This is a genomic window from Caballeronia glathei, assembly GCF_000698595.1.
Taxonomy (GTDB): Bacteria; Pseudomonadota; Gammaproteobacteria; order Burkholderiales; family Burkholderiaceae; genus Caballeronia; species Caballeronia glathei.
This window is the reverse complement of sequence record NZ_JFHC01000008.1, coordinates 93,358-106,856: the sequence shown is the minus strand read 5'-3', so window position 1 is coordinate 106,856 and position 13,499 is coordinate 93,358. Positions and strand designations below refer to the sequence as shown.

Genomic DNA, 13,499 nt, shown 5'->3' with positions numbered 1-13,499 from the left:
CCATGTGGATCGATACGCACTGCCATCTCGACGCGTCGGAGTTCGACGCAGACCGCGACGACGTCGCCGCGGCGGCGCGCGGGGCGGGCGTATCGCGTATCGTGATTCCGGGCGTCGCGCGCGAGAACTTCGCGACGGTGCGCAAGCTCGCGCATCGCATCGGCGGCGCGTACGCGCTCGGCATCCATCCGCTTTTCACGCCGCGCGCCGCGGACGACGACCTGCGCGTGCTGCGCGAGGAAATCGAAGCGAGCCTCGGCGATCCGCTTTTCGTGGGCATCGGCGAGATCGGTCTCGACTATTTCGTGCCGACCCTCGACGACGCCCGCCAGCAGTTCTTCTACGGCGAGCAGCTCAAACTCGCGCGCGAGTTCGGTCTGCCGGTGATCTGCCACGTGCGCAAGTCGCAGGACAAGGTGCTCAAGGGCCTGCGCGTGCATGGCGTGAAAAGCGGCATCGCGCATGCGTTCAACGGCAGCTTCCAGCAGGCCGAGGCGTTCATCGCGCACGGCATGCATCTGGGGTTCGGCGGCAATCTGACGTTCGAGCGCGCCCGGCAGATCAGGCGGCTCGCCGCGGACCTGCCGCTCGAGGCGATCGTACTCGAAACCGACGCCCCCGACATCGCCCCGTCGTGGCGCTACAAGGGACGCAACACGCCGGACCAGGTGGCGGGCATCGCGGCGGTGCTCGCCGGGCTGCGCGGCATCTCCGAAGAAGCGCTCTCCATCGGCACAACGGCTAACGCGCACGCCGCGCTGCCGCGGCTTCGCCTGATCTCTTCATAATCGTTTGCGGTTCGGGTGCATGCGCCGGATGAGCGGGTCATCCAGTGTGCACGCGTTCGCCTTGAACGTTGCGGGGGTCGTGTGTGCGTGTCGTCCTGCTTGGCTTCGCGTTGGGGGTCTGGTGTCTGCAGCAGCAGGGCGCGTTGCCGGGCGGGATCGGCTGGGCCGCGCTCGCCGCGGCGTTTTGCGGCGCATGTGCATGGGCCTGTGCAGGTGGCCGGGCATGCGCGCGCTGGCGCGCCGTCGCCTTGCCGCTCGCGGCGTTCGTGTTCGGCTTCGCGTACGCCGCGCTGCGCGCCGACATGCGGCTGCGGACGCAACTTCCGCCCGCGTACGAAGGGCGCAATATCGAAGTGACGGGCTTCGTGCGCGGACTGCCTTCGATCGGCGCCGGCAGCACGCGGTTTCTCTTCGAATCCGAATCGAACGATGCGGGGCTGAACGACTTTCCGCGCATCGTGCAGCTGTCGTGGCTTGCGCTCGACGGCGGCGGCAAGCCTGCCGAGGCGCCACCGCCCGAGCTTCGGGCGGGGCAGCGCTGGGTGCTGACCGTTCGGCTCAAGCGCCCGCACGGCAACGCGAACTTCGGCTTGCGCGACGCCGAGGCATCGCTTCTTGCCCGCAACATCCGCGCGACGGGCTATGTCGCAAACGCATCGGCGGCACGCAAGCTGCCCCGCGATGCGTCGGGCATCGCGCTCACGCTCGACCGGTGGCGTGCGCATCTGCGCGAGCGCATCGGTGCCGCACTCGGCGATGCGCCGCATCGCGGCATCGTCGTGGCGCTCGCGGTAGGTGCGCAGGACGGGATCCGCGACGACGACTGGACGCTGATGCGCGCCACCGGCACGAGCCATCTCGTCGCGATCTCGGGGCTGCATATCGCCTTTGTCGCGGGGCTCGCCGCGGCGCTCGCCGGCTTTCTCTGGCGGCGCGTGCGCTGGCGTGGCGTGCCTCTTTCGCTGTGTGTGGCAGCGCCGAAGGCGGCCGCAGCCGGCGGCGCGCTGTTCGCCGCCGTCTACGCGGGCCTCGCAGGATTCAACGTGCCGGCGCAGCGGGCGCTCTGGACGCTCGTCTTCGCCGCGATCGCGTTTCTGGGCGGGCGTCGCCCCGCGTCGTCGCTGGTGCTGGCGTGGGCGCTCGCGCTCGTGCTGTTCGTCGACCCATGGGCGGTCACGGCAGCGGGTTTCTGGCTGTCGTTCTGCGCGGTCGCCGCAATTCTTCTCGCGACAGCGGCGCACGGGCGGCGCGCGTCGAGATGGCACGGTGAGGGCAGCGACGACGCTGGCGGCGGGGCAGAGCCGCACGTGCCGGTCGGGGCCGGCAGCGGGACGGACGAGGAGGCGGCGGTCCGCGCCGTCACGCGCTCACGCAGCAGCGTGCTCCGGCGTGCGGGTCTGATCGCCTGGCGGCTGCGCACGCGGATCGCGTCGGGCGCACGGGTGCAGTACGCCGTCACGATCGGTCTTGCGCCGCTCACCGCCTACTGGTTCTCGCAGATTCCGCTCGTGGGCCCGCTCGCCAATGCCGTCGCGATTCCGTGGGTCAGCGTGCTCGTCACGCCGGTCGTGCTCGCCGGCGTGCTGCTGCCCGCGCCGCTCGACGCATTCGCCTATCGCGCCGCGCACGGCCTGCTGACGCTCATGTGCGACGTCCTCGCGTGGCTCGCGAGCCCGGCGTGGGCGCTCTGGCGGCTGCCGCAGCCCGATGCGTTCGCGCTCGCCGCCGCGGCGGCGGGCGTCGCGTGGGCGCTCGCGCCGCGCGGCTGGCCGCTGCGCTTCGCCGCGCCGCTCGCGTGGCTGCCGCTCGTATTTCCCGCGCCGCATGCGCCGCCGCCGGGCACGTTTCGTCTGACGGCGCTGGATGTCGGGCAGGGGTCGTCGATCGTCGTCGAGACCGCGCGCCACACCCTGCTGTTCGATGCTGGCCCCGGTCCCGAGTCGACGCACGCGGGCGAGCGGATCGTCGCGCCATATCTGGCCGCCGAAGGCATCGCGACGCTCGATGCGCTCGTCGTCAGCCATTCGGATTCCGATCACGCGGGCGGTGCACAGGCGGTGATCGAGGACGTTCGCGTCATGCAGTTGCTGGGCTCGCTTGCGCCGCGCCACCCGTTGTGGGACGCCGCCCGCGCGCGCGGCGGGGAGGCGCTGCGGTGCGCGGCGGGCCAGCGCTGGAACTGGGACGGGGTCGAATTCGCGATGCTGTGGCCCGACGCGCATGCGCTCGCGGGCAAGCCGAACGCGCAGTCGTGCGTGCTGAAAGTGACGAGTGCGCAAGGGCGGTCCGCGCTTCTGACCGGCGACATCGAAGCGGACGTCGAACGCGAACTGCTGCGCCGCGACGCTGCTGCACTGCAGGCGGACGTGCTCGTCGTTCCGCATCACGGCAGCAGGACGTCCTCGACCGAGCCTTTCCTCGATTCCGTCGGTCCGCTCGTCGCGGTATTTCAGGTAGGCTATCGCAACCGTTTTCGTCACCCGCATCCGGGCGTCTTCGAGCGCTACCGGCTGCGCGCCATCGAGCTTGCGCGCAGTGACGGCGACGGCGCCGCGCGCGTCGAGGTGTCATCGGCGATCACGCTCGAGCGCTTCCGGCAGGCACGCGCGCGCTACTGGATGGACCGCTGACGCTGAAGGACACGACCAGAACCCGGAAGGGGAGCCGAGAGCCACTTGAAGGACATCATTCATTTTTCCCACGCGAACGGTTTTCCGGCGTCCACGTACCGGACGATCTTCGCCGAACTCGCCGACGACTTCGAGATACGCTCGCTCGAACGCTACGGGCACGATCCGCGCTTTCCCGTCACGCGCGACTGGCCGCATCTCGTCGACCAGCTGCTCGAGGACGTCGCGAGCACGCGCCACGACGCCGGGGATCGCCGCGCGCCGCCGAACGTGTGGCTCGTCGGCCATTCGCTTGGCGGCTATCTGTCGCTGATGGCGGCGATGAAGCGCCCGCAGTGGGTGAAGGGCGTGGTGATGCTCGACTCGCCGGTGATCGGCGGCTGGCGCAGCAGCCTCCTGCGCGTGTCGCAGTGGACGGGGCTCGACGAGCGCCTGTCGCCCGCGGCCGCGACCAGGAAGCGCCGCACGCAGTGGGCGAACCGCGATGAGGCGTGGCGGCATTTCCATGCGAAGCCCGCGTTCGCGCGCTGGGACGAACGCATGCTGTCCGACTACATCGACTTCGCGATTCCGCAAACGAATGCCCACGGAGCGCGCTCGCTCGCGTTCGACCGCGACGTCGAGTACTTGGTCTACAGGACCCTGCCGCACACGCTCGGTGCGCGTGTCGCGCGCGGCGTGCCGGTGCCCGTCGGCTTCGTCGCGGGCACGCATTCGAAAGAGGTGCGCCAGGTGGGGCTCGCGGCGACGCGGCGCATCGCGGGTGAGCATTTCGAATGGGTCGAGGGCAGCCACCTGTTTCCGATGGAACGCCCGATCGATACGGCGCGCGCAGTGCAGCGGCTGCTTAATGCACTTGGCGCGCTTGGTGCGCTTGACGCACCTGATGCACTGAACGCGGCCCCGAAGCAGGAAGCGAGCGCCGGGCGCGAGGGCGTGAATCGCTGAAAAAAGCGCGCGGCGACGTGTAAAAACGGCGCCGCGCGCTCTGGGGTGGAGGCGGCCTTTACGGTATAATCCGTTTTTCCCGCGAGCACCTAGCGATGACCAAATATGTATTCGTCACCGGCGGCGTAGTGTCTTCCCTCGGCAAGGGTATTGCCGCCGCTTCCCTCGCCGCGATCCTCGAATCGCGCGGCCTCAAAGTCACCCTCCTCAAGCTCGATCCCTACATCAACGTCGACCCCGGCACGATGAGCCCGTTCCAGCACGGCGAAGTGTTCGTGACGGAAGACGGCGCGGAAACCGACCTCGACCTCGGCCACTACGAGCGCTTCATCAGTACGAAGATGCGCAAGGCCAACAACTTCACGACGGGCCAGATCTACGAGTCGGTGATCCGCAAGGAGCGCCGCGGCGAATATCTCGGCAAGACGGTCCAGGTCATTCCGCACATCACCAACGAAATCCAGGCTTTCCTCGAGCGCGGCGCCGCAGCGGCGACGTGCGGCGAGCCGGACGTGGCGATCGTGGAAATCGGCGGCACGGTGGGCGACATCGAATCGCTGCCGTTCCTCGAGGCGGTGCGCCAGATGAGCCTGCGCCTCGGGCGCAACAGCGCGTGCTTCGTGCATCTCACGCTGGTGCCGTACATCGCCACCGCGGGCGAGCTGAAGACGAAGCCCACGCAGCACAGCGTGCAGAAGCTGCGCGAGATCGGCATCTTGCCGCACGTGCTCCTGTGCCGCGCGGACCGCCGCATCCCCGACGACGAATGCCAGAAGATCTCGCTCTTCTCGAACGTGCCGGAAGACGCGGTCATTTCGGTGTGGGACGTGGACAGCATCTACAAGATCCCGCAGATGCTGCACGACCAGGGGCTCGACGAGATCATCTGCAACGAGCTGAAGCTTTCGCCGAATCCGGCCGACCTCAGCATGTGGTCGCAGCTCGTCGAGAAGCTCGAGAACCCCAGGAGCGAAGTGACGATCGGCATGGTCGGCAAATACGTGGAACTCACCGAATCGTACAAATCGCTGATCGAGGCGCTGCGCCACGCGGCGATCCATACGTCCACCAGGGTCAACATCGAGTACATCGACTCGGAGCAGATCGACGCGGAAGGCGTCGAGGGGCTCAAGCATCTCGACGCCGTGCTCGTGCCGGGCGGGTTCGGGCGGCGCGGCACGGAAGGCAAGATCAAGGCGATCCGCTATGCGCGCGAATCGAAGACGCCGTATCTCGGCATCTGTCTCGGCATGCAGCTCGCGGTAATCGAATTCGCACGCGACGTCGCCGGCCTCGCCGACGCGAACAGCACCGAGTTCGAGCCGGCCACGGAGAACCCGGTCGTCGCGCTCATCACCGAGTGGTACGACCGCGCGGGCCATGTGGAAAAGCGCAACGAGGAGTCGGATCTCGGCGGCACGATGCGCCTCGGTTCGCAGAAGTGCCCGATCAAGCCCGGCACGATGGCCGAGCGCATCTACGGCAGCGATGTGAACGAGCGTCACCGTCACCGTTATGAAGTCAATAACCGTTTCGTGCCCCAGCTCGAGGCGGGCGGCCTTATCATCAGCGCCCGTACCCCGAGCGAGGACCTGCCCGAAATGATGGAATTGCCGCAGTCGCTGCATCCGTGGTTCGTCGGCGTCCAGTTCCACCCGGAATTCACCTCGACGCCGCGCGACGGCCATCCGCTCTTCAAGGCGTTCGTCGAAGCAGCGCGCGCGCATGCCGAGGCGGTGGGCGGCGCGAAGCCGGCCGAAAAGATCGCGCGTGCCACTGCCGGAGCGCAGGCATGAAACTGTGTGACTTCGAAGTCGGTCTCGACAAGCCGTTTTTTCTGATCGCGGGCACGTGCGTGGTCGAATCGGAGCAGATGACGATCGACGTAGCGGGGCGCCTGAAGGAAATCTGCGCGAAGCTGAACGTGCCGTTCATCTACAAGTCTTCATACGACAAGGCGAACCGCAGCTCCGGCAAGTCGTTCCGCGGCCTCGGCATGGACGAGGGCCTGCGCATTCTCGGCGCGGTGAAAAAGCAGCTCGGCGTGCCGGTGCTGACCGATGTCCACTCCGAGGCGGAGATCGAAGCGGTTGCCTCGGTGGTCGACGTGCTTCAGACGCCCGCGTTCCTGTGCCGCCAGACCGATTTCATCCACGCGTGCGCGCGCTCGGGCAAACCCGTGAACATCAAGAAGGGCCAGTTCCTCGCGCCGCACGACATGATCAACGTCATCGACAAGGCGCGCGACGCCGCGCGCGAAGCGGGGCTGTCGGAGGACCGCTTCATGGCATGCGAGCGCGGCGTGTCGTTTGGCTATAACAACCTCGTGTCCGACATGCGCTCGCTCGCGATCATGCGCGAGACGCAAGCGCCCGTCGTCTTCGACGCGACCCACTCGGTGCAGCTGCCGGGCGGGCAGGGCACGAGTTCCGGCGGTCAGCGCGAATTCGTGCCGGTGCTCGCGCGGGCCGCGGTCGCAACGGGCGTCGCGGGCCTCTTCATGGAAACGCACCCCGACCCGGCATGCGCGAAATCCGACGGTCCGAACGCGGTGCCGCTTCATCGCATGGAGGCGCTGCTCGAAACGCTCGTCGCGCTGGATCAGGCCGTGAAGCGCGGCCCGTTCCTCGAGAACGATTTCAACTAGTCAGCCGAAAAAGTCACATGAGCGCCGGACCCCCGGCGCTCATGCCGTCATAAAGGTGGAGGAGAGTGGAATGCCGAAGGGTTACATCATCGTGAACGCGAACGTCACGGATCCGGAAAAGTACGCGGATTACCGGCCGCTTTCCACGAAGGCGATCGAAGCCTTCGGCGGAAAGGTGCTCGTGCGCGGCGGCCAGAGCGAGACGCTCGAAGGGTCGCTCTTCCCGCGCGCGGTCGTTCTCGAATTCGCCGATTACGAAACCGCCAAAAAGTGGTACCACTCCGCCGAATACGAAGCGGCGCGCCGCGCGCGCGAAGGCGCGGCGCAGCTGAACATGATGGTCGTCGAAGGGGTCTGAGCGGTTCGATCGAACGCCGGGGCCCGCGCGCGGTCATAACCGCGGCGCAACCATGTCAACGCTGAGTGAAGTCAACTGAAGCGATCTGAACGAATTCAACGTCATTTCTTGAGGAAACCATGAGTGCTATCGTAGATATCATCGGCCGCGAGATTCTCGATTCGCGAGGCAACCCGACCGTCGAATGCGACGTGTTGCTCGAATCGGGCACGATGGGCCGGGCCGCCGTGCCGTCGGGCGCATCAACCGGATCGCGCGAAGCGATCGAACTGCGCGACGACGAAGCCGGCCGCTACGGCGGCAAGGGCGTGCTGAAGGCCGTCGAGCACATCAATACCGAAATCTCCGAAGCCATCATGGGCCTCGACGCATCGGAGCAGGCCTTCCTCGACAAGACGCTGCTCGAGCTCGACGGCACCGACAACAAGTCGCGCCTCGGTGCGAACGCGCTGCTCGCCGTCTCGATGGCGGTGGCGAAGGCCGCGGCCGAAGAAGCCGGCCTGCCGCTCTACCGCTACTTCGGCGGCTCGGGCGCGATGCAACTGCCGGTGCCGATGATGAACATCGTCAACGGTGGCGCGCACGCCAACAACAGCCTGGACATCCAGGAATTCATGATTGTCCCGGTCAGCCAGCCGACGTTTCGCGAAGCGCTGCGCTGCGGCGCCGAAGTGTTCCATGCGCTGAAGAAGATTCTCTCCGACCGCGGCATGAGCACGGCCGTGGGCGACGAAGGCGGTTTCGCGCCGAACTTCGGCAGCAACGACGAGTGCCTCTCCACGATCCTGCAGGCCATCGAAAAGGCCGGCTACCGCGCGGGCGAAGACGTGCTGCTCGCGCTCGACTGCGCCGCGAGCGAGTTCTACCACGACGGCAAGTACCAGCTCGCGGGCGAGGGCCTGCAACTGTCGTCGGTCGAATTTGCCGACTATCTGGCGACGCTCGCCGACAAGTTCCCGATTGTGTCGATCGAGGACGGCATGCACGAAAGCGACTGGGACGGCTGGAAGGTGCTCACCGACAAGCTCGGCAAGAAGATCCAGCTCGTCGGCGACGACCTGTTCGTCACGAATACGCGCATCCTGAAGGAAGGCATCGAGAAGGGCATCGCGAACTCGATCCTGATCAAGATCAACCAGATCGGCACGCTGACGGAAACTTTCGCGGCGATCGAAATGGCGAAGCGCGCGGGCTACACCGCCGTGATCTCGCACCGCTCGGGCGAAACCGAAGACTCGACGATCGCGGACATCGCGGTCGGCCTGAACGCCGGGCAGATCAAGACGGGTTCGCTGTCGCGCAGCGACCGCATCTCGAAATACAATCAGCTGCTGCGTATCGAGGAAGATCTCGGCGACATCGCGAGCTACCCGGGTAAGTCGACGTTCTACAACTTGCGCTAAAGCTTTGGCCGAATTGGACGTTAGTTAATTTTTCAGCCCGCCGCCCCGCGTTTTCACGACGCCGGGCGGCGCTTATTTTGGCTCTTACATGCGGCTTGTTACTGTCGTCCTCGTTCTCCTGCTGGCGCTGATCCAATATCCGCTTTGGTGGGGGCACGGTGGCTGGTTGCGCGTGCATGAATTGCAGCAGCAACTCGTGCAGCAGACCAAGAAAAATGCCGACCTGAAGCTGCGCAACGAACGCGTGCAGGGTGAGGTGCAGGATCTGCAAAGCGGCACGGCTGCCGTCGAGGAGCGTGCGCGCTACGAAATGGGCATGATGAAGGACAGCGAGGTGTTCGTGCAGTTCGTCTCGCCCAACTCGGCCGCGCCCGCCAATTCGGCGAATGCGCCGGCGGCGAGTTCGTCCACGCGCGGCCAGGTCTCCGCAGCGCCGATGCGCGTGGTGCCGAACCCGGTGTCGCGATCGAAGGAAGAGCGCAGGGCGCTCGAAAAGAAGGCGACGAAAGAGAAGGAAGAGGCCGCGAAGAAGAAGCCGGGCGGCTGAGGGATCGGGAAAAGTCGCAGGAAAAGACGCAGGAAAAAGAGCCAGGATAAGGAAGGCGGGAAAAAAAGGCGCGGTTCAGACCGCGCCTTTTTTACTTTGCAGCGACAGGAATGGCTACCACCAGTAGCCCGTCCCGAAGCCGACTCCCGTGCCCCAGCGCGGGCCCCATCCGCCGCCGCTGTAATAGCTGCCATACACGCTGACCGGCATGCGGTAATACTGCGACCACGCCTGCGCGGCGGCATCGGCGGCCATCGCCTGCTGCTGTTCGGCAAGCACCTGGTGGTCGATCTGGTTATAGCGCTCCTGCTCCTCTTTCGAGAGCGGCTGCGGCGGCTGCGTCTGCGCGGAGGGCAGCCGGCTGTAGATGGGCGAGGGGCCCGGCGGATCCATCATGCAGCCCGCGAGCAAGGCGGCGCCGATGAACGGCAACGACACCTTCCAGGGCAACGACGACTGAGCGCTCTTCATTTCGACCTCCACCGGGTCGGACAACTAAACGGAACCGGATCATAGCGCGCCGGCACGCTCCCGAGGAGCCGACAGCGACGCGCATGGATGACCGCCCGTTACCGGCCCTTCAAGGGCCTTTCCGCCAGACTGCTTGCCAGGCAAGGCTCAGTGCCGCTGCTGAGGTGCCTGGACCACTCCTTGTGAGATTTCGCTTGCGACAAAAAGTTGCGCAACGTCGACCGGGTCGAACTCGTAGCGCTGGTTGCAGAACTCGCAATGCACTTCGACATCGCCGCGTTCCTCGATCACGCTGTCCACTTCCTCGCGTCCGAGCATCTTGAGCATCGCGCCCACCTTTTCGCGCGAGCAGGAGCACTGGAAGCGCGTCGCCGCCGGCTCGAAATGCTGCACGTTCTCCTGCCAGAAAAGACGCCGGAACACGGTCTGCGGCTCTTCTTTCAGCAATTCCTCGGTGGAAAGCGTGCCGCCCAGATGGCAGACGCGCTGCCACGTGTCCGCGTCGTGCTCGCCCGGATGCGGCACGATGCCGCCGTCGCCGGGCAGCTTCTGCAGCAGCATGCCGACCGCCCGATCGGTGTTGGCCGCGAGCCACAGGCGCGTGTCGAGCTGCTCCGAGTGATGCATGTAGTGCTCGAGCACCTCGGCCATCGTCGCGAGCGGCCCATGCTCGCCCGAAAGCGGCACGATGCCCTGATACGGCTGCTGCCCGGGCTTCTTGTCGGCCGGATCGAGCGTGATCACGCAGCGTCCGCGGCCGTGCTGGTTGAGCAGGACGGGAAGCGTCATGTCGTCGGTGATGCGGTCCGCGGCGCCTTCGGCGAGCTTGGCGGTCGCGCGCAGCGACAGATCCGAGTTGCACTGCACGACCAGCATCTGCACCGGGCCGTCGCCGTAGATCTGCATGATCAGCGTGCCGTCGAACTTGAGATTCGCCGACAGCAGCGCGCACGCGGCCATCATCTCGCCGAGCACGTTGCGCACGGGCGCCGGATACGAGCGGCGCGCGAGCACTTCCTGCCACGTGTTCTGCAGCGAGACGATCTCGCCGCGCACGGGCGCCGCGTTAAACATGAATTTCTGCAACTGGTCGTTCACAACTCGTTCCTTGATAAATGTGGCGTCAATCTGCCGCGCATCGTCGATCGTCAGCCGATCCGCACGAGTTGAGCCTTGTAGTACTCGCGCCGGTCGGCGTAGCTGCTCGTCGCCGCCTGCATGCGGGCGATGTCGGCTTCGGTGATCTCGCGGATCGCCTTCGCGGGCGAGCCGAGGATCAGCGTGTTGTCGGGGAACACCTTGCCTTCGGTCACCACCGCGCCCGCGCCAACCAGACAGTTGCGGCCGATGACCGCACCATTCAAGACCACCGCCTGAATTCCGATCAGCGCGCCTTCCTTGATCGTGCAGCCGTGCAGCATCGCCTGATGGCCGACCGTCACGTTCGCCTCGATCGTCAGCGGAAAGCCGGGGTCGGCGTGCAGGATCGCGCCTTCCTGGACGTTGCTGCCGCGTCCCACCACGATCGGCTCGTTGTCGCCCCGCAGCGCGGCGCCGAACCAGATGCTCGAGTTTTCCTCGAGCGTCACGCGGCCGATGATGGTCGCGGTGTCCGCGAGAAAAACGCTTTCGTGGATGGTCGGGGCGTCTTCGCCGAGTTTGTAGATTGCCACTTTGTCTCCTGATCGGTTGAGCGGGCCGCTCCGATGCCGCCGGCGCTACAATGCCGGGCTAAAGGATGATGCCGCGGGCGGCGCCGGGCGTCGAAAGTGCCATTTTAGCCGGTTGCGGCGAAACGCCGTGGCGCGCCCGGCCACCCGCCGCGAAAGTGCGCGCCGACCGTCGATTTCCTGTGCTGCGTTCCATGTCTTCCACATCCGACTCCTCCGAGCCCTCCCTGCGCCGCGCGGCGCTCGCCGTCCTGCTGGAGCGCGATCCCGCGACGAAGGCCCATCAGGCGAGGCACCTCCACGCCCGCACCGAGGCGCACGAGCTGAGCGTCGAGCCGTCGCTCGAACTGGACGAGCCGCCCGGCTTGCCCGGCCGCCCTGCGCTGCCGCACCTCGTCGAGCCGGGCTCGCTCAGGCGCCGCGGCATGCAGTCGGAAGCGGGGCGCGCGGCGCTCCTGCACGCGCTCGCGCACATCGAATTCAACGCGATCAATCTCGCGCTCGACGCGATCTGGCGCTTTGCCTCGATGCCACCCGGTTTTTATCTCGACTGGTTGAAAGTGGCGGCGGAGGAGGCGCATCATTTTTCGCTTTTGAGCGCGCGACTCGGCGAGTTCGGGCATGTCTACGGCGACTTTCCCGCTCACGACGGCCTCTGGGAAATGGCGCAGCGCACGCGCGGCGACGTGCTCGCGCGCATGGCGCTCGTGCCGCGCACGCTGGAGGCGCGCGGGCTCGACGCGTCGCCGCCGATCAGGAAGCGCCTCGCGCAAGCGGGCGACCATGCGTCCGCGGCGATTCTCGACGTGATCCTGCGCGACGAAATCGGCCATGTGCTGATCGGCAATCGCTGGTTCCGCTTCCTGTGCACGCGCGCGGGCGTCGATCCGCACCCGACCTACGCGCACCTCGCCGAGCAATATCACGCGCCGAAACTGCGCGGCCCGTTCAACTTCGAAGCGCGGCGCGACGCCGGATTCGACGAAGCCGAGCTTCGCGCGCTCGCCGGCCTGGCGGACTGAGTCCATCTCGAAAACATCGCCGGCCGCTATAATCGAACGATCATTCTTTTCCGGTGGCCACCATGCGCGATTCGTCGTCTGAATTCATCAATGTGCGCGGCGTGCGCCTGCACGTGCGGCGCTGGGGCGCGCCCGACGCGCCGATGCTCTTCATGCTGCACGGCTGGATGGACGTGTCGGCGTCGTTCCAGTTCGTCGTCGATGCGCTCGGCGACGGCTGGCAGGTCCTCGCGCCCGATGCGCGCGGCTTCGGATTGTCGGCGTGGCCGGTCGCCGAGCGCGGCGGCGGCCACTACTGGTTCCAGGACTATCTCGCCGACCTCGACGCGCTGCTCGACCACTACGCGCCGTCTGGCGAGGTGAATCTGGTCGGGCACAGCATGGGCGCGAACGTCGTCGGCCTGTACGCGGGCGTGCGGCCGCAGCGGGTGCGCCGCGTCGTCGATCTGGAGGGCTTCGGGCTCGCCGCCGCCGATCCGAAGCGCTCGCCCGCGCGCATCGCGCAGTGGCTCGACGACCTGCGCGCGCCGCCCGAGCTGAGAAGCTACGCGACGCTCGACGAAGTCGCCGACCGCCTCACGCGCACGAATCCGCGTCTTGCGCGCGGGCGCGCCCGGTTTCTCGCCGGACACTGGGCGAATCGCGGCGACGACGGCCGCTTTCGCCTGCTCGCCGACCCCGCGCACAAGCTGCGCGGACCGCTGCTGTACCGGCTGGACGAGGTGATGGCCGTCTGGTCGCAGGTGCGCGCGAAGGTGCTGCACGTCGAGGCGGCCGGATCGCCGACGCTCGCGGCGATCGCAGCGGACGTTCCGCTCGACGCATTCAAGTCCCGCTTCCGGGCGTTTCCCGACTGGCGCGAGGAAATCGTCGACGAAGCGGGGCACATGCTGCATCACGACCAGCCGGAGCGCGTCGCCGCGCTGATCGCGCAATTCTGTGCATAGGCACACGCGCGGGGCACATGGGCGAGACCCGCGGGCGCGGTGAATTTCGGCGTTGCAGTAGAATGTTA

Annotated in this window: 13 protein-coding genes; 10 read left to right on the top strand and 3 right to left on the bottom strand. The window is 66.9% G+C overall.

Going from position 1 to position 13,499, the window contains the following annotated elements; all coding sequences use genetic code 11:
* The first annotated feature begins 2 nt into the window (after positions 1–2).
* From BG61_RS08275 to ftsB, 8 genes are all read left to right on the top strand, one after another.
* Positions 3–788, top strand: coding sequence for a TatD family hydrolase (locus BG61_RS08275; protein ID WP_035937952.1), 786 nt, complete (start codon positions 3–5; stop codon positions 786–788).
* An 83-nt stretch (positions 789–871) separates the two neighbouring features.
* Positions 872–3,418, top strand: coding sequence for a DNA internalization-related competence protein ComEC/Rec2 (locus BG61_RS08270; RefSeq protein WP_035937954.1), 2,547 nt, complete (start codon positions 872–874; stop codon positions 3,416–3,418).
* 45 nt (positions 3,419–3,463) lie between these two features.
* Positions 3,464–4,366, top strand: a complete 903-nt coding sequence (locus tag BG61_RS08265) for an alpha/beta fold hydrolase (RefSeq protein ID WP_081868011.1) — start codon at positions 3,464–3,466, stop codon at positions 4,364–4,366.
* Positions 4,367–4,461: 95 nt separating this feature from the next.
* Entirely contained in the window at positions 4,462–6,162 is a 1,701-nt protein-coding gene (locus tag BG61_RS08260; protein WP_035937955.1) for a CTP synthase, read from the top strand.
* The gene (gene kdsA / locus BG61_RS08255; RefSeq protein ID WP_035937957.1) at positions 6,159–7,013 is read left to right on the top strand and encodes a 3-deoxy-8-phosphooctulonate synthase; all 855 of its coding nucleotides are present in this window, start codon (positions 6,159–6,161) and stop codon (positions 7,011–7,013) included. Before BG61_RS08260 ends, kdsA begins: the two co-directional genes overlap by 4 nt.
* A 70-nt stretch (positions 7,014–7,083) precedes the next feature.
* Positions 7,084–7,371: a DUF1330 domain-containing protein gene (locus tag BG61_RS08250; RefSeq protein WP_035937958.1), complete on the top strand. Its 288-nt coding sequence runs from the start codon at positions 7,084–7,086 to the stop codon at positions 7,369–7,371.
* Between the two features lie 119 nt (positions 7,372–7,490).
* Entirely contained in the window at positions 7,491–8,774 is a 1,284-nt protein-coding gene (gene eno, locus BG61_RS08245) for a phosphopyruvate hydratase (RefSeq protein ID WP_035937960.1), read from the top strand.
* Between the two features lie 88 nt (positions 8,775–8,862).
* Positions 8,863–9,321: a cell division protein FtsB gene (ftsB, locus tag BG61_RS08240; protein WP_035937962.1), complete on the top strand. Its 459-nt coding sequence runs from the start codon at positions 8,863–8,865 to the stop codon at positions 9,319–9,321.
* Between the two features lie 114 nt (positions 9,322–9,435).
* On the opposite strand, the gene BG61_RS08235 is transcribed toward ftsB, so the two are convergent.
* From BG61_RS08235 to BG61_RS08225, 3 genes are all read right to left on the bottom strand, one after another.
* The gene (locus tag BG61_RS08235; protein WP_035938166.1) at positions 9,436–9,792 is read right to left on the bottom strand and encodes a hypothetical protein; all 357 of its coding nucleotides are present in this window, start codon (positions 9,790–9,792) and stop codon (positions 9,436–9,438) included.
* A 147-nt stretch (positions 9,793–9,939) separates the two neighbouring features.
* Positions 9,940–10,890 carry an Hsp33 family molecular chaperone HslO gene (gene hslO, locus BG61_RS08230; RefSeq protein ID WP_035937964.1) on the bottom strand — a complete coding sequence of 317 codons (951 nt, stop codon included), beginning with the start codon at positions 10,888–10,890 and terminating at the stop codon, positions 9,940–9,942.
* 50 nt (positions 10,891–10,940) lie between these two features.
* Positions 10,941–11,465 carry a gamma carbonic anhydrase family protein gene (locus tag BG61_RS08225; RefSeq protein ID WP_035937966.1) on the bottom strand — a complete coding sequence of 175 codons (525 nt, stop codon included), beginning with the start codon at positions 11,463–11,465 and terminating at the stop codon, positions 10,941–10,943.
* A gap of 191 nt (positions 11,466–11,656) precedes the next feature.
* On the opposite strand from BG61_RS08225, the gene BG61_RS08220 reads away from it, so the two are divergent.
* Together BG61_RS08220 and BG61_RS08215 are read left to right on the top strand one after the other, a co-directional pair.
* Positions 11,657–12,484, top strand: coding sequence for a ferritin-like domain-containing protein (locus BG61_RS08220; protein ID WP_035937968.1), 828 nt, complete (start codon positions 11,657–11,659; stop codon positions 12,482–12,484).
* A gap of 62 nt (positions 12,485–12,546) precedes the next feature.
* Positions 12,547–13,431, top strand: coding sequence for an alpha/beta fold hydrolase (locus tag BG61_RS08215; RefSeq protein ID WP_035937970.1), 885 nt, complete (start codon positions 12,547–12,549; stop codon positions 13,429–13,431).
* Positions 13,432–13,499 lie beyond the last annotated feature (68 nt).